A 17,914-nucleotide genomic window follows, 5' to 3' on the forward strand; every position below is an offset into this window, starting at 1 on the left:
TTCTTGCGATTCTCTGTGCTGCTCATTGCCGCGGGAATTCCTTGATACGTGCCGCTTCGAGGAAGGTTCTGCATGAACCGCACACGTACGAATGACCGTTTCACCCGCACCCGCACCGGCAGTTCCCGCTCCGGCCAGGGGCAGCGCGGCAGCCGCTCGGGCGCCGCGGGCTTCAACCGCTCCGGTAATCCGAGCCGTTCCGGTGGCTACGGGCGCCGCCCCGCTGCACCGCAGGGGGAGTTCGCCGTGCCGCAAACGATCACTCCCGGGCTTCCCGCAGTCGAGGCGTTCGCCGATCTCGACATGCCCGCGCAGCTGCTGGCCGCGCTCGTCGCCGACGGAGTGACCGTACCGTTCCCGATCCAGGCGGCGACCCTGCCGAACTCCCTCGCGGGTCGTGACGTACTCGGCCGCGGGCGGACCGGATCCGGCAAGACCCTCGCCTTCGGCCTGGCGCTGCTGGCCCGCACGGCCGGCCGGCGAGCCGAGCCCCGGCAGCCTCTGGCCCTGGTGCTGGTACCCACCCGGGAGCTGGCACAGCAGGTCACCGATGCGCTCACTCCGTACGCCCGCTCCCTGCAGCTGCGGCTGGCCACAGTGGTGGGCGGGATGTCGATCGGCAGGCAGGCCGGTGCGCTGCGCGGTGGTGCGGAGGTCGTCGTCGCGACGCCGGGCCGGCTGAAGGACCTCATCGAGCGGGGTGACTGCCGTCTGGACCAGGTCGGCATCACGGTCCTGGACGAGGCCGACCAGATGGCCGACATGGGCTTCATGCCGCAGGTCACGGCGCTGCTGGATCAGGTGCGTCCCGACGGGCAGCGGATGCTGTTCTCGGCCACCCTGGACCGCAACGTCGACCTTCTGGTCCGCCGGTACCTGACCGACCCCGTGGTCCACTCCGTCGACCCGTCCGCGGGTGCGGTCACCACGATGGAGCACCACGTGCTCCATGTGCACGGCGCGGACAAGCACCGGGCGACGACCGAGATCGCGGCGCGCGAGGGCCGGGTGATCATGTTCCTGGACACGAAGCATGCCGTCGACCAGCTCACCCGCCACCTGCTGAACAGCGGTGTACGGGCCGCCGCACTGCATGGCGGAAAGTCGCAGCCGCAGCGCACCCGGACCCTGGCCCACTTCAAGACGGGGCATGTGACGGTGCTGGTGGCGACCAACGTCGCGGCGCGCGGGATCCACGTCGACAACCTCGACCTGGTGGTCAACGTGGACCCGCCCAGCGACCACAAGGACTACCTCCACCGGGGAGGCCGCACGGCCCGCGCCGGTGAGTCCGGCCTCGTCGTCACCCTGGTCACGCCCGACCAGCGCCGCAACATGGTCCGTCTCATGTCGGACGCCGGGATCAGCCCTCAGAACACCCAGGTCCGCTCGGGCGAGGCCGAACTGAGCCGCATCACCGGCGCGCAAGCCCCTTCGGGCATCCCGGTCGTCATCACGGCACCGGTGGCGCAGAGCGCCAAGCGCGGCGCCCCGGCCTCGCGCGGTCGGCGCAGCCGTACCGCCAAGAACCGCCGGCCCGGCCAGGCGGCGCGCCGCACGGCTCAGGGGCAGTCCGCCGTCGCCTCGGCGGCCTAGAACTTTTGTGATCAGGACGCCGACCCCACTTCTGCAGGAGGCACTTTTGACGCTGGTTCAGACGCATCAGACGCATCAGACGCACCGGACGCATCAGACGCAGCCGCGCCCGGCGGATTCCGCCACCAGGACCGTGGCCGACGCCATGGACAAGCCCGGACCGCAGGTCTGGGACGACATGACCGTAGAGGTGGCCCTGTCCGTCATGGCCAGTGCCCGTTCCGGGCACCTGCTCGTCTGTGACGAGGACGGGCGGTGCACGGGTGTGATCACCGAGGCCCAGCTCACCGTCGTCCGCGACGGCTCCGCCTACACGGATCGGGTCCGGCTGCGGGACATCGTCGGCGACGCCGGCCTGTTCACCTCGCCCGCGACCACGATGCTCGAAGCGGAGCACGCGATGCGGTACCGGCGGCTCGGGGCCGTGCCCGTCGTCGACGAGCACGGCTGTGCCGTGGGCGTTCTCACCCTCTCGAGCTGAACCGCCTTCCGCCTGCCGCCCTCCGCCTTCCCCGGTCAGACCTTCTCCCTCCCCCCTGCGAGGCACCATGCGCTGCGTCATCGCCCGTTTCCCGTTCGACCTGTCCAAGAGCGGAGTGCTGGCTTCGATGAAGGGCGTCAAGCCCGAGCCGGTCACCGGTGAGTCCGTGATCATCGGCCGCCGTCAGTACCCCGTGAAGCAAGTGGGCGAAGTCATCACCCGCCAGGACCGTCGCGACTTCACCGCAGGCGAAGTCACCCGAGCCATGACCCGTCTCGGCTTCACGTGCCGTACCGTCCCCGAAGCCTCGCCCGCGCGTGTCCTCACCCCGCTTCAGGAAGCGGCGGCCCTGCTGGGCATCCCCGCGCCCGCATAACCCACTCAGGTCGCGGCCTCGGGCAGGGCCTTGGGGAATTCGGCGGTGGTGAGGACGGCGAGCCGAGTTCCTGGCCGAAGCGGGCGGTGGTGGAGCTGACGTAGGCGTGAGTGGTCATCGCCTGTACCTCGTGCAGCCGGCGGAACCCGTTGCGGATGTCCGCGGAGGTGCGGGCCGGTCCGGGCCGGGCGGGCCGTCCGGATGCCGGAAAGGCGGTTGGTGGCGGCACGTGGCTGCTTAGGGTGCGGGAGGGAGCCGAACGCCCTCTCCGCAGTCCCGTACGCAGCCGAAGGAGCCCCCCTCGTGACCGTCACCGTGTCCGCCACCGCCGCGCCCACGCCCCCGCTCGCCGCGCGGGCCGCCGCGATCGGCGGTTCGCCGGTACGCGACATCCTCGCGGTCACCGCACGCCCGGAGGTGATCAACTTCGCGGGTGGGCTGCCCGCGCCCGAGCTCTTCGACTCCGCGGGCATAGCCGACGCCTACGCCGCGGTGCTCCGCGACCAGGCCCAGCGGGCCTTGCAGTACTCCACCACGGAGGGCGAGCCCGTCCTCCGTACCGCCATCGCCGGACGCATCACCGCGCGCGGACTGGCCACCGGCCCCGACGGCCTGATCGTCACCACGGGATCGCAGCAGGCCCTGTCCCTGCTCGCCACGGCGCTGATCGAGCCCGGCGACACCGTGCTCGTCGAGGACCCCTGCTACCTCGCGGCACTTCAGGCCTTCGCCTTCGCCGGTGCGCGCGTCGTGCCCGTCCCCTGCGACGCCGACGGCCTCGACCCGGCCGCCCTCGACGAGCTGGTGGCGCGGGAGCGGCCCAAGCTGCTGTACACCGTGGCGACCTTCCAGAACCCCACCGGCCGTACCCTCCCCGCCGATCGCCGCGCGGCCGTCGCCGAGGTCGCCGCCCAGCGTGGGCTGTGGATCGTCGAGGACGACCCGTACGGAGAGCTGCGCTTCGAAGGTTCCCGGGTGCCCTGGATCGCCGCCCACCCCGGCGCCGCGGACCGCGCTGTCCTCCTCGGCAGCTTTTCCAAGATCATGGCCCCCGGTATGCGCCTCGGCTGGCTGCGCGCACCGGCCGCCCTGCTGAGGGCCTGCGCCGTCGCCAAACAGGCCGCGGACCTGCACACGCCGACCGTCAACCAGCTCGCCGCGGCACGCTACTTGGCCGACCGTGACCTCGACGCGCATGTGACGAGGGTCGCCGCCGCCTACCGTGAGCGCCGCGACGCCATGCTCGAAGGGCTGCCCGCCGCGCTGCCGGAGGGCTCCACCTGGAACAGGCCGGAAGGCGGCATGTTCCTGTGGGCCCGCCTGCCGGACGGCTGCGACACCACGGCGCTGCTGCCCGCAGCGGTTGCCCACGACGTGGCGTACGTCCCCGGGGCACCCTTCTACGCGGGCACCCCCGATCCGGCGACCGTCCGGCTCTGCTTTGTGACGCAGACGCCGGAAGAGATCGCCGAAGGGTTGCGCCGGCTGGGCACGGCCCTCGTCAACCGGCCGCAGGCGAAGCACTAGTCGGCCGGACCCGTGATGCGGTAACCCACCCCAGGCGTGGTGGTGATGATCGACGGGCGCCCCAGCTTGCGGCGCAGGCGCCCGATGGTCACGGTGACGGTGTTGGTGAACGGGTCGGCGTTCTCGTCCCAGACCTGCTCGAGCAGGTCCTCGGTGCTGAGGAAGGCAGGACTGGCGCGAAGCAGTGCTTCGAGGAGCGCGAACTCCTTCAGCGAGAGGTCGAGTTGCCGGCCTTCGAGGTTCGCCGTGCGCGATGCCGGGTCGAGCTCGATGCCGGCCGCACGCAGCGTGCGGGCGCGTGCCGAGGGCCGGCGGCGGGCCAGGGCCCGGACGCGCAGGACCAGTTCGGGGAAGTGGAAGGGTTTGGCGAGGTAGTCATCGGCGCCCAGGGTCAGGCCGCTGACCCGGTCGCCGGGCGAGCGGGCCGCGGTGAGCATGAGCACCATGGGGCGGCCGTCGCGCTCGGTGATCATCGTGCAGAGCGTGTCGCCGTGGATGCCTGGCAGGTCGCGGTCGAGGACGACCACGTCGTAGGCGTTGAGGTCGAGCTTCGCGGCGGCGGCCAGCCCGTCGTGCGCGACGTCGACGGCCATGCCCTGATCCCGCAGGCCCTCGGCCACGACGGTCGCGAGGGAGCGCGCGTCTTCGACGACCAGGATCCTCACGCCGCGATGCCTTCCGGTGCGACCGCCGGCGGCAGCGAGACGATGACGCACAGGCCGCCTTCGGGGCGGGCCCGGAGGTCGAGGCGGCCGCCGTGTGCGGAGGCGATGGCCGCGACGATCGACAGCCCGAGGCCCGAGCCGTCGTCGGAGCCGGTCCGGTCGGCGCCGAGCCGCTGGAAGGGCTGGGCGAGCCGGGCGACCTGCTCGTGGTCGAGAACGTGTCCACCCGACTCCACGATCAGCCGCGTCCCCGCGTCGTCGGCTGTGGCCGAGGCCCGGATCCAGCCGCCGTCGTGGTTGTGGACGACGGCGTTGTCGATCAGGTTCTGTGCCAGGCGGGCCAGCAGCGCCGGGCTGCCGCGGGTCCAGACGGTGTCCTGGATTCCGCTGTCGTCGAGCGTCAGGTGCTTCGCCGCGATGTCGGCGGCGCGCGCGGTCAGGGCCTCGCCGGCAAGGCGGCCGAGCGAAACCGGAGCACGGCCGGCGATCGCGCCGTGCTGCGCGCGGGCGAGGACGAGAAAGCCCTCCAACAGGCCGTCGATCCGGTCCAGTTCGGGCTGGAGCCGGTCGGCCAGCGCAGCCGTCTGCCGCGGTACCGGACCCGGCTTGGCCATGGCGACGTCGAGCGACGCCCGCATCGTCGTGAGCGGAGTACGCAGCTCGTGCGAGGCGTTGGCGACGAACCGGCGCTGTGCGGCGAAGGCGACCTCCAGGCGCTCCAGCAGGTCGTCGATGGTGTCCGCGAGGTGTTTCACCTCGTCGGCGGGGCCGGGCACGCGCAGCCGTTCGTGCAGGTTCTCGGCGGAGATGCGCCGGGTCGCCGCGGTGATCGTCCGCAGCGGACGGAGCACCCGCCGGGCGATGATCTTGCCGAGCAGCACCGAGACCGCCGCCATCACCGCCAGCGCGATCAGCGAGCCCATCAGGAGCCGGCGAGACTGGGCCGCCTCCACGTCGGCCAGTTGGGCCTCCAGTGCCCGGATGTGTTCTTGAGCGGCGGCGGGGGTGGGCTGCCGGGCGGACGGGTTCTGGCCGGGTGCGACCTGGGTGACCTTGCCTGCGGCCAGCAGGTTGGTCAGCGCCAGCAGAGCAGTCCCGGACGCCACGAACACCGCGGCGTACAGGAGGGTGAACCGCAGTCCCACCGTGCTGCCCGGCAGCGCCAGGCGTTGCAGCTTCCCCATCCGGTGCTCTCCGATCCCTCTGCCCGTGCCGTGACGATCCCCCAGGATGCGGCATCGGACCTAACAAGGAGATGACAGCAGCGGTTCGGGCCCCGTTATGTCCGGATCCGTAGAACCAGGGCATGCATACGATCAACGAAGCCACGACCGGTGGCATGACCGCGCAGTTGAGGGCGGAGTGGAAGAAGTTCCGCGGGAGCCGCGGCCGGATACTGGCCCTGACGGCCGCGACGCTGGTCACCATCCTGCTCGGGCTGCTCTCAGCGATCAGCAACCACGCCTCCTGCAGCCAGGGCTCGGTCGAGGTCGCCTGCCCCGTCGACCCCGTGGGACCGGACGGCCGGGTGGTGAGCGACCAGTTCTTCTTCGCGCACCGGACGTTGGGCGAGAACGGCAGCATCACCGTCCGTATGACCTCGATGACGGGCATCGTCACCTACCCGCCGCCGAACCACGACAAGATCGTCCCGGGGCTCGTGCCCTGGGCGAAGGCCGGGATCATTGTCAAGGACGGCATCGGACGCGGCTCCGCCTACGCGGCGCTGATGATGACGGGCAGCCACGGTGTGCGGATGCAGGACAACTACACCCACGACACCGCCGGCCGGGCGGGCGGCGTCTCCGCCCGGTCGCCACGGTGGCTGCGCCTGACGCGCTCGGGCGCCACCGTCACGGGCTACGAGTCGACCGACGGCGAGCAGTGGACGAAGGTGGCAACGGCCCGCCTCGCCGGGCTTCCCGCCACCGCGCAGGTCGGGCTCTTCGCCACCTCCCCGGGGGATCTGACCCTGCGGCCCACCGGCCTCGGCGCGAGCATCGGCGAATCGCGCTTCACCCAGGCCACCGGAGTGTTCGACCACGTCAGCGTGGGGGGCGCCTCGGCCGGTGGGTGGAGCCGCGATGCCGTGGGGGAGCTGGGCCATACCGACTGGGAGAAGTACCACCGGGCCGCCGGGCTCGTCGAGGCCGACGGCACGCTCACCGTCACCGGATCCGGAGACATCGGGCCGATCGGTACGGAGGGCGGCCGGGACGTGGAGGACACCCTCGTCGGCCTGGTTGCCGGGCTGATCGTGCTGATCGTGGTGGCGGTCCGGTTCGCGACCGCCGAGTACCGCCCCGGCCGGGTCGCTGATGCGGCGTTCAGCGGCCGGGTCCTGGCGGCGAAGGCCATCGTGGTCGGTGCGGTCACGCTCGTGGCCGGCTTGCTCGCCGCGGGGGTCGTCCTGCCGGTCGGTACGGCGATCGTGCGTGCCAACGGCATGACCGTCCTTCCGGTGAGTACGCTCACCGAGCTGCGGGTCGTCGTCGGCGCCGCCGCACTGGTCGCGACGGCGGCCGTCTTCGCGCTCGCGCTCGGCGCACTGCTGCGGCGCACTTGGGCCGCACTCCTCGTCGCCCTGGGAGCAGTGGTCCTCCCGTATCTGCTGGGGGGCCTGCCGCTGTTGCCGGACGGCGTCGCGGAGTGGCTGTTGCGGCTCTCCCCGGCCGCGGGATTCGCGATCCTGCAGACCGTCCGGGAGTATCCGCAGGTGGTCGCCCACTACGTGCCCTCCGCGGGCTACTTCCCGTTGCCGGGGTGGGCAGGGTTTGCCGTGCTCTGCGGCCACACCGCGGCCGCTCTCGGCCTCGCGGTATACCAGCTGCGGCGGCGAGTTGCCGCATCGCCACCGCAAGCGGAATGGAGGTAGTACCTCACCGGGACGACGTCCGGCGGGGCTGTCCCCGCGAGTTTGGATACGGCCTCGCAGGACGTGGATGAGCAGACGGGTTGTCGGGCTGGTCGTTCCTAAGCTGTTCCCATGGCACAAGAGCACTTCAAGGACGGATCGCTTTCGGGGGAGGGCGATTACCGGGACGGCGAGCGGCACGGACCGTGGACGTTCTACTTCAAGAACGGCACGGTGAAGGCACAGGGCGCATACAAGGCAGGGCAGCTCGACGGTGAGCGGATCTGGCGCCGCCAGGGCGGCGGCCTCCTGCAGCAGGGAGCCTTCGCGGACGGTCAGCAGCACGGGCCATGGCGTCGGTGGCGCGACAACGGCAACCTGTTGGACGAAGGGACGTACGACCACGGCAGGAAGACCGGCGAGTGGATCACCTACAACAACGCCGGCGAAGAGGTGAAGCGGAAGGTCCACCGCTGAGTGAGGGCGAGGGAGTGCGTCGGCTTGCGCTCGTACAGGGGCCCCGGCCGGAGGGCGCGGGCGCTGCGCGCTCCGACCTCGCTCCTGCTTAGGGAAGCGGTACCGCGGGAAGGCGCCACACCGTGACCCAACGCATCGAGGACTACGCCCTTATCGGCGATCTGCAGACGGCGGGCCTGGTCGGCAGGGACGGTTCCCTCGACTGGCTCTGTCTGCCGCGCTTCGATTCGGGGGCCTGCTTCGCCGCGCTGCTCGGCGACGAGAACAACGGCCACTGGCGGCTCGCTCCGAAGGGCGCCGGCAACTGCACCAGCCGCGGCTACGTGCCGGGCACGCTCGTCCTCGAGTCCGTCTGGGAGACCAGAACCGGCACGGTCAAGGTCATCGACTTCATGCCGCAGCGCGACGTCGCCCCCGATGTCGTACGGATCGTGGAGGGCGTCGGCGGCAGCGTCGAGATGCTCGCGACACTGCGGCTGCGCTTCGACTACGGGGCGGTCGTGCCGTGGGTGCGCAGGGCCGACGGGCACCGGGTGGCGGTCGCCGGGCCCGACTCCGTATGGCTGCGCATCGAGCATGCGGAGTCCGTGCCGGTCAAGACCTGGGGTCAGGAGCTCAGCACGCGCTCGTCGTTCACGGTCGGCGAGGGCGACAGGGTGGCGTTCGTCCTCACCTGGCACCCCTCGACCCAGCCGCGGCCGAAGCTCATCGACCCGTTCCGGGCGCTGGAGCAGAGCGTGGAGGACTGGCGGGAGTGGTCAGGGAAGTGCCGGTACGAGGGGCCGCACCGCGAGGCCGTGCTGCGCTCGCTGATCACCCTCAAGGCGCTGACGTACGCCCCCACGGGCGGCATCGTCGCCGCGCCCACCACCTCCCTGCCGGAGGACCTCGGCGGCGTACGGAATTGGGACTACCGGTTCTGCTGGCTGCGTGACTCCACGCTCACGCTGGACGCGCTGCTCGCGACGGGTTACGTCGACGAGGCGGCGGCGTGGCGGGACTGGCTGCTGCGGGCGGTGGCCGGCGACCCCGCGGATCTGCAGATCATGTACGGGGTGGCCGGGGAACGGCGGCTGCCCGAGATGGAGCTGCCCTGGCTGCGCGGCTACGAGGGCTCGGCACCGGTGCGGGTCGGCAACGACGCCGTCGGTCAGCTGCAGATCGACGTGTACGGCGAGGTCATGGACTCGCTGCGGCTGGCATGCGAGGCAGGACTGAAGTCCCAGGCGCACGCGTGGAACATACAGCTCAGCCTGCTGAGCTTCCTCGAGTCGAAGTGGCGCGAGCCGGACGAGAGCCTGTGGGAGGTGCGCGGGCGGCGGCGGCACTTCGTCTTCGCCAAGGTGATGGCGTGGGTCGCGGCCGACCGTGCCGTACGGGCCCTGGAGAGCGACGGCACGCTGCGCGGCGACGTGGGGCGGTGGCGGGCGCTGCGGGACGAGGTGCACCGGGAGGTGTGCGAGCGGGGGTTCGACCCGGAGCGGAACACCTTCACGCAGTCGTACGGCTCCGAGGAGCTGGACGCGGCGACGCTGCTCATCCCCCGGGTCGGGTTCCTGCCACCGGACGACCCCAGGGTGATCGGGACGGTCGACGCGGTACGGGCCGAACTGAGCCACGACGGGCTGATCCGCCGCTACAGCCAGGGCAACGGCAGCGTGGTGGACGGGCTGCCGGGCCGTGAAGGAACATTCCTGGTCTGCTCGTTCTGGATGGTCGACGCGCTGCGGCTGACGGGGCGGGTGAAGGAGGCCGGAGAGCTCTTCGAGCGGCTGCTCTCGCTGCGCAGCGACCTCGGACTGCTGGCGGAGGAGTACGATCCGGCGACCGGGCGGCAACTCGGCAATTTTCCACAGGCGTTCAGCCACATCGGACTGGTGGGCTCCGCCGTCGGCCTGGCCGCGCACGACGCGGCAGGACGGAACGACGCGGCAGGACGGAACGACGCAGCCCGGGATTAGCACCCCCGCCGATCCGGCGGACACCAAGTCACCGTTTGCCGCCTCGCACTGACGGGGCGGCGGGGCGCGCCCGAGGGGCGCCGGCCGTCGGTCACACCACCACCTGGATGAGACAACAAGGCGAAACGCCCTATGCCGGCGCCCTTGCCGCTGGGCTGTTCAAGGCCGTGGTACCTGCACGACTCCGGCGATGACCGTGGCCACGACCTTGCGGACGGCTCCGGCCTCCGGCGGGGCGCCTTTCCGGTCGGCGAAGAGCATGTGTCCGGTCCCGATCAGCGTGGGGGCAAGGGTGTCGATGTCGGCGTCCGTCGCGATGCGGCCCAGTTCGCGCTCGGTGGTGAGATACGCGGCGATCATGGCCGTGGCTTCCGTCAGGACCGGGATGCCGGTTGGCGTGGTCCGGCGGAGCCGGGCGCGCAGCTCGTCCCGGGAGGTGACGAGGCCGACCATCGCCACGGCGACCGACCCGAACAGGTCCGTCAGGGCGCCGGTGAGGTTGTCGGCGACGGTGCCGGTCCCGGCGGAGCGGCGCAGGGCGGCGGTCCGGTCGTCGATCCGGGCGATGCGGTCCAGCACGAGCTCGGCGAGGAAGGCGTCGAAATCGGCGAAGTGCCGGTGCAGAACGCCCTTCGCGCAGCCTGCGCGGATCGTCGCCGGCAGTCCCGGCCCCGACGTCCTCGACGTCGGATGTGGTACCGGAATCGCCGCTCGGCAGTTCCAGGCGGCCGGCTGCGGCGTGCTCGGGGTCGAGCCCGACGAACGGATGGCCGGCCTGGCGCGGCGGCTCGGGGGCGAGGTCGACGTGGCGACGTTCGAAGCCTGGGACCCGGCCGGCCGGGAGTTCGATGTGGTCGTCGCCGGCCAGGCCTGGCACTGGATCGACCCGGTCGCGGGAGCGGCCAAGGCCGCGCAGGTACTGCGGCCCGGCGGTCGGCTGGCCGCGTTCTGGAACGTGTTCCAGCTTCCGCCCGATGTGGCCGAAGCCTTCGCCGCGGTCCACCGGCGGGTGGTGCCCGACTCGCCGTTCGACCTCCAGGGGATGACGAAGCAGGCCGTCGAGGGGTACCAGGCCCTGTTCACCAGGGCCGCCGACGGGATCGGGGAGGTGGGCCGGTTCAGCGCCCCGGAGCAGTGGCGATTCGACTGGGAGTGGTCCTGCACCCGGGACGCGTGGCTGGACCAGATGCCCACGCTCGGCATCCTCACCCGGTTTCCGTCGGACAAGCTGGCGGAGGTGCTGGAGGCGTCGGCGCCGCCGTCGACGCGATGGGGGGCAGCTTCACGATGCGGTACGCGACGGTGGCCGTCACCGCGGTGCGCACCGACGCCGCCTGATTCGAAAATCCCCCGTCCTGTTTTCCGTAGCCGCTGGTCAGGCAGCTCCTTCTGCTTGGAGGGTCGCTTGGTAGCCGAGTTGGTTGAGCTGGCTGACCAGGCGTCAGGTCTGCCTGGCCCGGCCGGTGCGGCGACACGACGTCCGCCGGACGACCACGCACCGATTTTCACGCACACAGGGTGTCGCCGTCAGGCGACCGGATTACTGACCCGGCTCCACGGTCAGCCGTCCGCCGCGTGACCTCCCTAGGGCTTTGCCGGCTTGTCCTCTCCGTAGAGCCAGACGTCCCACAGCGCGGTGAGGTCCTTGCCCGACTTCTGCTCCACGTACGTCGTGAAGTCGCGCGTGGAGGCGTTGCCGTGACGGTGGGTCTGCGCCCAGCCCTGTAGTATGGCGAAGAACTTGTCGTCGCCGACGGCCTTCCGGACCTTGTGCAGGGCCATCGCGCCGCGCTCGTAGACCGGGTCCCCGAGGAGTTGCTCGGCGTCGGGCTGGTCGGCCGGCGGGAAGGCCCAGTTGTCCTCGGAGCCGAATGCTTCCTCGAAGCTCTCCTGGGCGGGAATGTCCTCGAACTCCTCGAGGTACACCCACTCCGCGTAGGTCGCGAAGCCCTCGCTCAGCCACACGTCCCGCCAGGTCCTGGGCGTGACGGAGTTGCCGTACCACTGGTGGGCGAGCTCGTGGACGACGGTTTCGGGGTTGAAGGCGTCCTCCGTGAAGAAGGCCCGGCTCTGCGTCTCCAGGGCGTAGTCCGCATCGCCCTCGCGCTCGACGATCGCGCCGGTGGAGGAGAAGGGGTACGGGCCGAATCTCTTCACCGCCCATTCCGTGAGCTCGGGGATGCGGTCGAGCAGCTCACCGTTGCGCGCGGTGACGGTCTTGTCCACGGCGATGTAGACGGGTATGCCCGGCGCCCCGGGGCGGGACCTCGTGACGTCGTACGCCCCGATGCCGACGGTGACGACGTAGCTCGCCACGGGCTGTGCGGAGCGCCAGGCGAACGTGGTGCGGCTGCGGTCGGCGGTCGGGCGCTCGGAGCGCAGCTCCCCGTTGGAGACGGCCGTGAGGCCCTTCGGGACGGTGACGTTGATGTCGTACGTCGCCTTGTCCTTGGGGTGGTGGTTGCCCGGGAACCACGTCATGGAGCCCTTCGGCTGACCGACCGCGACCGCACCGTCCGCGGTCCTCAGCCAGCCCTCCCGGGTGCCGTCGGTATCGGTGATGGTGCGAGGTGAACCGTCGTAGCGGACGACGGTGCGGAAGGTGTCGCCCTTGCGGAGGTCGTCGCGCGGGCGCAGGGTCAGCTCGTCGCCGGCGCGGTTGACGGCGGCGGGGGCGCCGTCGACGCTCGCGCCACGGACGGTCAGCCCGTGGAGGTCGAGGTTGAAGGCGCTGAGGTCCTGGGTGGCTCTGGCGGTGATCTCGGCGGTGCCGGTGAGCCTGTGCGACTTCGGGTCGTAGTCGAGCGTGAGCGTGTAGTGCTGGATGTCGTAGCCGCCGTTGCCCAGTTCGGGGAAGTACGGATCGTGCGCACCAACGGCACCCGGGGTGCCGTTGGCTCCGGTGACGAGTCCGTTCGCACTGGTCACGGGCGTGCCGCCGAGGACGATCAGGGCGGCGGCCGGAGCCAGCGTGCGGAGACCGAGCCGCTGATACACAAAAGCGATGATATGCCGGGAAAGTTCAACTTTCCACCTCAGTCGTCGCGCGAGACCGGCCGGAAACGGGGCGAGACCATCCGCAAGGGGCCACTCGCCCCGGGACGCACAGGCCCCCGTCGTGGGCGTCCCGCGCAAGTGGGCCTCGGCGGGCCCGGTTCAGCCGGAGACGCTGGCGGCGCCGGTCTCTATGTGGCCCATGAACCGCTGCGACCAGCCCGCGTCGCTGCTCACAGTGATGGTGAAGTCGTACCAGCCGTTCGCGTAGGCCACGTTGTTGAAGTAGTCCTCGGTGCTGCCGCCCACGGGCACCGTGTAGGACCACGTGCCGGAACGGTAGGCGTTCGACGTGACGGTGAAGGTCACCGCCGAAGTGGAGCTGTTCTTCATGGTGAACCAGATCGCGAGCCGGCCCGTGCCCGCCTCCACCGCGAAGCGGCTGCTGACGAAGGCGTTCCTGCCGGCCGTTGTGGCGTTGCCGACGAAGCGGCGCATGAAGCGGTTCGGGCCGTACATGCTGATGTCGTACGTGCCGTCGCCGTAACCCGCGCCGACGTTGAAGAAGTCCTCCTGCGTGCCGCCCGCGTCGACCGTGTACTGCCACGGGGTGCGGCTGCGGTAGGCGTTGGGGTGGATGGAGAAGTGCGCGGCCCGCTTGGCCGGCGTGCCGACGTTCGCCATCGTGAACCAGGTCTTCATCGTGGTGCCGTTGATCTCCAGGCGGTCCAGATAGCCGTTGGCCTGGTAGGGCAGGGCGCGCGCCGGCCTGGTGCCGGACTCCTGGGCGGGCAGTGCGTTGGTCGTGGGCTTGGGGTCGGGGACTCCGTTGCAGCGACTGCCGATCGTGGCCGTCGCGGGGAGCGAGGGAAGGCCGTTCACCGGTGCGGCGAAGTTGAAGATGCCGGTCAGGTCGCCGCATACCTTGCGCCGCCAGGCGCTGATGTTGGGAGAGTTGGCCGGCTTGCCGATCGCCGCGGTCCACTTCTCCATGAAGAGGATGACGGAGGTGTGGTCGAAGACCTCGGAGTTCACCCAGCCGCCGCGGGTCCATGGGGACACCACGAGCATGGGCACGCGGAAGCCGAGGCCCACCGGCTTGCCGTCGATGACGAGCTCGTCCGCGGTGCCGCTGGGCGGGATCGGCGGCGGGACGTGGTCGAAGAAGCCGTCGTTCTCATCGTAGTTGACGAACAGAACGGTGGAGTTGAACACGGCGGGGTCGGCGTTGAGCGCCTGGAGCAGCATGTTCGTGAAGTGGTGGCCGTCACCGGGTGTGCTGCCGGAGGGGTGCTCGGAGAACGCCTGATTGGTCACGATCCAGGACACCTGGGGCAGGGTCCCGTTGACCACGTCCGTCCTGATCGCGTCGATGATGGCCTGGTGCGTCGGCGTGGACGAGGAGCCGGGGACGTCGGCGACACCGCGGTCGTAGAGGGGGTTGCCCGGCCCGGCGCTCGCGAACTGGGTGAAGTACTCGAGGGCGTTGTCGCCGAAGTTGTCGTCCTTGCGGTTGTAGACCCGCCAGGTCACGCCCGCGTCCTGGAGGTTCTCGGCGTAGGTCTTCCAGGTGCAGCCGTGGAGGTCCCCGCCGTTGTTGTGGCTCGCGTCGATCTTCCCGCTCCACAGGAAGGCCCGGTTCGGGCCGGTGCCGGTGAGCGAGGAGCAGAAGTAGGCGTCGCAGATGGTGTAGGCGTCCGCCAGGGCGTAGTAGAACGGGATGTCGGTACGGTCCAGATAGCCCATGGTGTGGGGGCCGTTGGCGCCGTCCACGAAGTTGTCCATGAGCCCGCCGTGCCAGCAGTCGTGCTGCGTGGTCCAGTCGTGGCCGAGGCCCGGGGCGCAATGGGGCACCAGCGACGTGTCCCCGCCGACGCCCTCGCGCAGAGAGTACGGGTACTGCCGCCCCGAGCCGTTGGGCTGGTTGAAGACCGAGCGGCCGCCGTCGAGCAGCATGGCGCTGCGGTCGGCGAAGCCGCGCACGCCCTTCAGCTTCCCGAAGTAGTGGTCGAAGCTGCGGTTCTCCTGCATGAGGACGACGATGTGCTTGACGTCGGCGATGGTGCCGGTCGCCGCGGCGGCCGCGGGCGCCGCCGCGAGATCGAGCGCGGACCCGGCGACGGCTCCGGCCGTCGCGCCGGCCGCCACTCCCAGGAATTTCCGACGATCCACCGGTCACCTCTCAGGACGGACATGAATGGTATGGCGCAATGCCATTGGACGGGCAGGCAGAGTGTTGAAGATTCGCGTGCTCCACGTCAATGCGGTTGCAGTGAACTGAGGCCGAGCATTCGTGAGTTGTTCAAAGAGTCGGATTCGGATCATTAGGCTGTAGCTGGGCGAGATTCGGCGGCCGGTCCGCCACCGGGGACCGGGATCAGGCCACGGTGATCCGGTGCGTCGGCCGGTGGGCAGCTTGGCCGTCTCCACGGTCAGGACGCGGTGCTGGGCGTCGTGCCGCCACTCGACGGGCCTGCCGTCTATCGTGACCCGCTCGGGCCGGTCGGCGTCTGCCGCCGCTCAACCTCGCCGGTCCGGTGGCCCGTGCCCTCGCCCCGTCCTCGTACAGCCGGAAGAAGCCGCGGCCTACGGGTTAACGGAGTCTGCGCGCCGGTGCGGCCGTCCGACCGGGCTGTCCGACCGGGCTGTCCGACCGGGTGGTCCCGGCCGGCGGGGACATTCTCGGACCGGTCGTGTCGGTCCGCTCGCTGCCGCGCAACCGGGCGGGGGAGGGCCGCCGGCCGAATGCTGCGACAGCGGCCGCAGCGTACGGCGGGTTGGGCGGTGGCCGGAGCCCGGTGGGGCCGGCATCCGGGCGCTGGTGCCGAGCGCGGCACGCGGTCGCTGCGCCTTCCGGCGTCTCGGGACGGGGCCTCACCTCTCCCGGGCGCTGCCGCAGGCTCAGTCCTGGCCGGGCACGGCCAGGCGCGCCCACACCGTCTTCCCCCGTGGCTCCGTCGGCGACCAGGACCAGCTCTCGCTCAGCGCGCCGATCAGTTCGAGGCCCCGGCCGTCGAGCGCCGTGGCGTCGGCGTGGCGGGGGCGGGGCGGCTCGGGGCTCGGATCGGCGACGGAACACACGAGGTGCCCGGGATGCCGGACGAGGCCCAGCCAGAGGGGGTACTCCGTGGCGACCCCCTGAGGCTGGGCGCTGAGCGCATGCCGCACGGCGTTGGTGACGAGTTCGCTGACGACCAGCGCCACGTCGGGGATGAGCAGCTCCAGCTCCCAGCCGTTCAGGGTGAGGGCGACGAAGCGCCGTGCCTGACAGGCGTTCCGCGGTGTGCCGTCGAGCCCGCAGGCGGCGAACCCGCCGAGGGCGGGAAGCCCGTCCCCCAGGGCATGGGCCTGCCACGTCTCACGAGAACTCTCGGGCGACGGTTTCGGGCCGAATTGCGCGGACGCGTGCCGACTACCGGGCCCGGCCTTCGTGCTCGAAATGGTTGACATGTGAATCGTCACTGCTCATGTCCCCCTGCAGGCCTGGGTGTTCGACGCTGCGGCAGCCGGTGGGCAACGAGTATTGTCGAGCCGGCACTGGAAACGCAATTGCATCTGGGATTGCACTGACCAGATCCGGAACGAACGAACGTGCGAACACAGAGGGATTGGTGGGCATGGAGTTCTCCAACGGCATGCGGGCGGATGCACTGAACGCTGTGACGTGGATCAAGAGCAGCCGCAGCAACGCCACAGGCAACTGCGTGGAGTTGGCGGCACTGCCCGATGGCCAGGTGGCCGTGCGCAACTCCCGCGATCCGCAGGGGCCGGCGCTCGTCTATACGCGCGACGAGGTCGAGGCCTTTGTCGCGGGGGCCCGCGGTGGCGATTTCGACGCCGTGATTGGCTGAAAGTCACCACCCCGCAGACCAGTTCCCCATGGCTCACGCATAGATGTACGGGATAGTGTCGTCGTCTTCTCAATAGTCCGCAGGAGCGCGCGATGGCTGCAGTCGAACCGAGCCCGTCGTTGTTCGCAGGGCCCCTGGGAGCGGTCGAGAGCAATCCGACCGCCTTGAAGGTGATCCTGGGCGGCAAGTTGCGCGAACTGCGCGTGGCCGCCGGGCTCGACCCCTCCGCCGTCGACGTCCGGCTCGGCTTCTCCCGGTCCAAGACCAGTCGGATCGAACTGGGCAGGCACGGCTGCAAGCCGGCCGACGCCCTCGCCCTGCTGGATCTCTACGGGGTGGACGGGGAGGAGCGCGTCGCGGAGTTCCTGCGGTTGGTGCAGCAGTCCCGCCGGAGCGACTGGTGGCGCAGCTTCAGCGACGTCCTGTCGGACTTCTTCGCCCCGCTGGTCGCCCTGGAGGGTGCGGCGGCGACCATCCGCACGTACGAACCGTTCTATGTGCCCGGTCTGTTGCAGACCTCCGCCTACGCCCGCGCGGTGATCCAGTCCGGGCCCGCCCGCCTCTACGGCCACGATGTGCAGCGCCGCGTCGACCTCCGGCAGGAGCGGCAGCGCCAGCTCGACCAGGAGGACGGTCCGCGCCTGTGGGCGGTGATCGACGAGTCCGTACTGCTGCGCACGGTCGGCAGTGCGCAGGTGATGCGCGGGCAGTTGGAGCACCTCGTCACGATGATGCAGCAGCCGCGGATCACGCTGCAGATCGCTCCCCTCGACCTGACGGCCTCGGTCGGCGTCGGCACCGGAGTCACCTATCTGCGCTTCGCACTGAACGACCTGAAGGACGCCGTCTACATCGAGCATCTGACCGACAGCACCTTCAGCCAGAAGCCCCAGGTCGTCGAGCAGTACCGAGACATGCTGGACCGGCTCGGCGCCTGTGCCCTCACCCCAAGGGGCTCCCTGACTCTCATACAGAAGCGCCTGTCCAGCCTCTGAGCACGGCGGAGCACCGCGGAACATGGCGGAACACCAGGGAACACGGCCGCGGGGGGAGGGGGGGGGGGGGCGGGGGGGCGGGGGGAGGGGGGGAGCAGAGGGGGAGGAGCGGTAAGAGCGAACACCAAGCGCACGAC

14 protein-coding genes and 2 pseudogenes are annotated in these 17,914 nt (G+C 70.7%); 10 read left to right on the forward strand and 6 right to left on the reverse strand.

The window, feature by feature from the left end:
- Positions 1-72 precede the first annotated feature (72 nt).
- From ACFV9O_RS10235 to ACFV9O_RS10250, 4 genes are all read left to right on the forward strand, one after another.
- Positions 73-1,596: a DEAD/DEAH box helicase gene (locus tag ACFV9O_RS10235; RefSeq protein ID WP_385414883.1), complete on the forward strand. Its 1,524-nt coding sequence runs from the start codon at positions 73-75 to the stop codon at positions 1,594-1,596.
- A 46-nt stretch (positions 1,597-1,642) separates the two neighbouring features.
- Complete coding sequence (locus ACFV9O_RS10240) at positions 1,643-2,077, forward strand: CBS domain-containing protein (protein ID WP_385414886.1); 435 nt, start codon at positions 1,643-1,645, stop codon at positions 2,075-2,077.
- A gap of 67 nt (positions 2,078-2,144) precedes the next feature.
- Positions 2,145-2,453: an SCO5918 family protein gene (locus tag ACFV9O_RS10245; protein WP_385414889.1), complete on the forward strand. Its 309-nt coding sequence runs from the start codon at positions 2,145-2,147 to the stop codon at positions 2,451-2,453.
- Between the two features lie 303 nt (positions 2,454-2,756).
- Positions 2,757-3,980 (forward strand): PLP-dependent aminotransferase family protein, encoded by a 1,224-nt coding sequence (locus ACFV9O_RS10250; protein ID WP_385414891.1) that lies wholly within the window; start codon positions 2,757-2,759, stop codon positions 3,978-3,980.
- Here ACFV9O_RS10250 and ACFV9O_RS10255 read toward each other — a convergent pair.
- Together ACFV9O_RS10255 and ACFV9O_RS10260 are read right to left on the reverse strand one after the other, a co-directional pair.
- Positions 3,977-4,645, reverse strand: coding sequence for a response regulator transcription factor (locus tag ACFV9O_RS10255; protein WP_385414894.1), 669 nt, complete (start codon positions 4,643-4,645; stop codon positions 3,977-3,979). The two genes, ACFV9O_RS10250 and ACFV9O_RS10255, sit on opposite strands and share 4 nt — an antisense overlap.
- On the reverse strand, positions 4,642-5,829 hold the full coding sequence (locus ACFV9O_RS10260) for a sensor histidine kinase (RefSeq protein WP_385414897.1): 1,188 nt from the start codon (positions 5,827-5,829) through the stop codon (positions 4,642-4,644). The genes ACFV9O_RS10255 and ACFV9O_RS10260 overlap by 4 nt, the downstream gene beginning before the upstream one ends.
- Before the next feature lie 122 nt (positions 5,830-5,951).
- On the opposite strand from ACFV9O_RS10260, the gene ACFV9O_RS10265 reads away from it, so the two are divergent.
- The 3 genes from ACFV9O_RS10265 to ACFV9O_RS10275 all read left to right on the forward strand — a co-directional run bounded on the left by ACFV9O_RS10265 (position 5,952) and on the right by ACFV9O_RS10275 (position 9,937).
- On the forward strand, positions 5,952-7,520 hold the full coding sequence (locus ACFV9O_RS10265) for a hypothetical protein (protein WP_385414900.1): 1,569 nt from the start codon (positions 5,952-5,954) through the stop codon (positions 7,518-7,520).
- Between the two features lie 111 nt (positions 7,521-7,631).
- Positions 7,632-7,976, forward strand: a complete 345-nt coding sequence (locus ACFV9O_RS10270; RefSeq protein WP_385414902.1) for a toxin-antitoxin system YwqK family antitoxin — start codon at positions 7,632-7,634, stop codon at positions 7,974-7,976.
- A gap of 122 nt (positions 7,977-8,098) precedes the next feature.
- Entirely contained in the window at positions 8,099-9,937 is a 1,839-nt protein-coding gene (locus tag ACFV9O_RS10275) for a glycoside hydrolase family 15 protein (protein ID WP_385414905.1), read from the forward strand.
- A gap of 159 nt (positions 9,938-10,096) precedes the next feature.
- Here the strand turns inward: ACFV9O_RS10275 and ACFV9O_RS10280 are convergent.
- Positions 10,097-10,591, reverse strand: a pseudogene (locus ACFV9O_RS10280) (TetR/AcrR family transcriptional regulator); the annotation flags it as partial.
- Between ACFV9O_RS10280 and ACFV9O_RS10285 the strand changes: the two are divergent.
- Positions 10,503-11,275, forward strand: a pseudogene (locus ACFV9O_RS10285) (class I SAM-dependent methyltransferase). The pseudogenes ACFV9O_RS10280 and ACFV9O_RS10285 sit on opposite strands and share 89 nt — an antisense overlap.
- A 246-nt stretch (positions 11,276-11,521) precedes the next feature.
- On the opposite strand, the gene ACFV9O_RS10290 reads toward ACFV9O_RS10285, so the two are convergent.
- The 3 genes from ACFV9O_RS10290 to ACFV9O_RS10300 all read right to left on the reverse strand — a co-directional run bounded on the left by ACFV9O_RS10290 (position 11,522) and on the right by ACFV9O_RS10300 (position 16,381).
- Positions 11,522-12,934 (reverse strand): M1 family metallopeptidase, encoded by a 1,413-nt coding sequence (locus ACFV9O_RS10290; RefSeq protein WP_385414908.1) that lies wholly within the window; start codon positions 12,932-12,934, stop codon positions 11,522-11,524.
- Positions 12,935-13,093: 159 nt separating this feature from the next.
- On the reverse strand, positions 13,094-15,103 hold the full coding sequence (locus tag ACFV9O_RS10295; protein ID WP_385414911.1) for a phosphocholine-specific phospholipase C: 2,010 nt from the start codon (positions 15,101-15,103) through the stop codon (positions 13,094-13,096).
- 729 nt (positions 15,104-15,832) lie between these two features.
- Positions 15,833-16,381, reverse strand: coding sequence for an ATP-binding protein (locus tag ACFV9O_RS10300; RefSeq protein ID WP_385414913.1), 549 nt, complete (start codon positions 16,379-16,381; stop codon positions 15,833-15,835).
- A gap of 167 nt (positions 16,382-16,548) precedes the next feature.
- On the opposite strand from ACFV9O_RS10300, the gene ACFV9O_RS10305 reads away from it, so the two are divergent.
- On the forward strand, positions 16,549-16,782 hold the full coding sequence (locus tag ACFV9O_RS10305) for a DUF397 domain-containing protein (protein ID WP_385414916.1): 234 nt from the start codon (positions 16,549-16,551) through the stop codon (positions 16,780-16,782).
- 92 nt (positions 16,783-16,874) lie between these two features.
- Positions 16,875-17,777, forward strand: a complete 903-nt coding sequence (locus tag ACFV9O_RS10310) for a helix-turn-helix domain-containing protein (RefSeq protein ID WP_385414919.1) — start codon at positions 16,875-16,877, stop codon at positions 17,775-17,777.
- The last annotated feature ends 137 nt before the right edge of the window (positions 17,778-17,914 follow it).

Origin of the sequence: Streptomyces sp. NPDC059909, assembly GCF_042730885.1 — a bacterium.
Classification (GTDB): Bacteria; Actinomycetota; Actinomycetes; order Streptomycetales; family Streptomycetaceae; genus Streptomyces.

Bases quoted from the DNA above. Each gene is read 5' to 3' on its own strand.
- ACFV9O_RS10235 (WP_385414883.1), top strand. From the start codon at position 73: ATGAACCGCACACGTACGAATGACCGTTTCACCCGCACCCGCACCGGC.
- ACFV9O_RS10245 (WP_385414889.1), top strand. From the start codon at position 2,145: ATGCGCTGCGTCATCGCCCGTTTCCCGTTCGACCTGTCCAAGAGCGGA.
- ACFV9O_RS10260 (WP_385414897.1), bottom strand. From the start codon at position 5,829: ATGGGGAAGCTGCAACGCCTGGCGCTGCCGGGCAGCACGGTGGGACTG.
- ACFV9O_RS10265 (WP_385414900.1), top strand. From the start codon at position 5,952: ATGCATACGATCAACGAAGCCACGACCGGTGGCATGACCGCGCAGTTG.
- ACFV9O_RS10270 (WP_385414902.1), top strand. From the start codon at position 7,632: ATGGCACAAGAGCACTTCAAGGACGGATCGCTTTCGGGGGAGGGCGAT.
- ACFV9O_RS10300 (WP_385414913.1), bottom strand. From the start codon at position 16,381: ATGTCAACCATTTCGAGCACGAAGGCCGGGCCCGGTAGTCGGCACGCG.
- ACFV9O_RS10305 (WP_385414916.1), top strand. From the start codon at position 16,549: ATGGAGTTCTCCAACGGCATGCGGGCGGATGCACTGAACGCTGTGACG.
- ACFV9O_RS10310 (WP_385414919.1), top strand. From the start codon at position 16,875: ATGGCTGCAGTCGAACCGAGCCCGTCGTTGTTCGCAGGGCCCCTGGGA.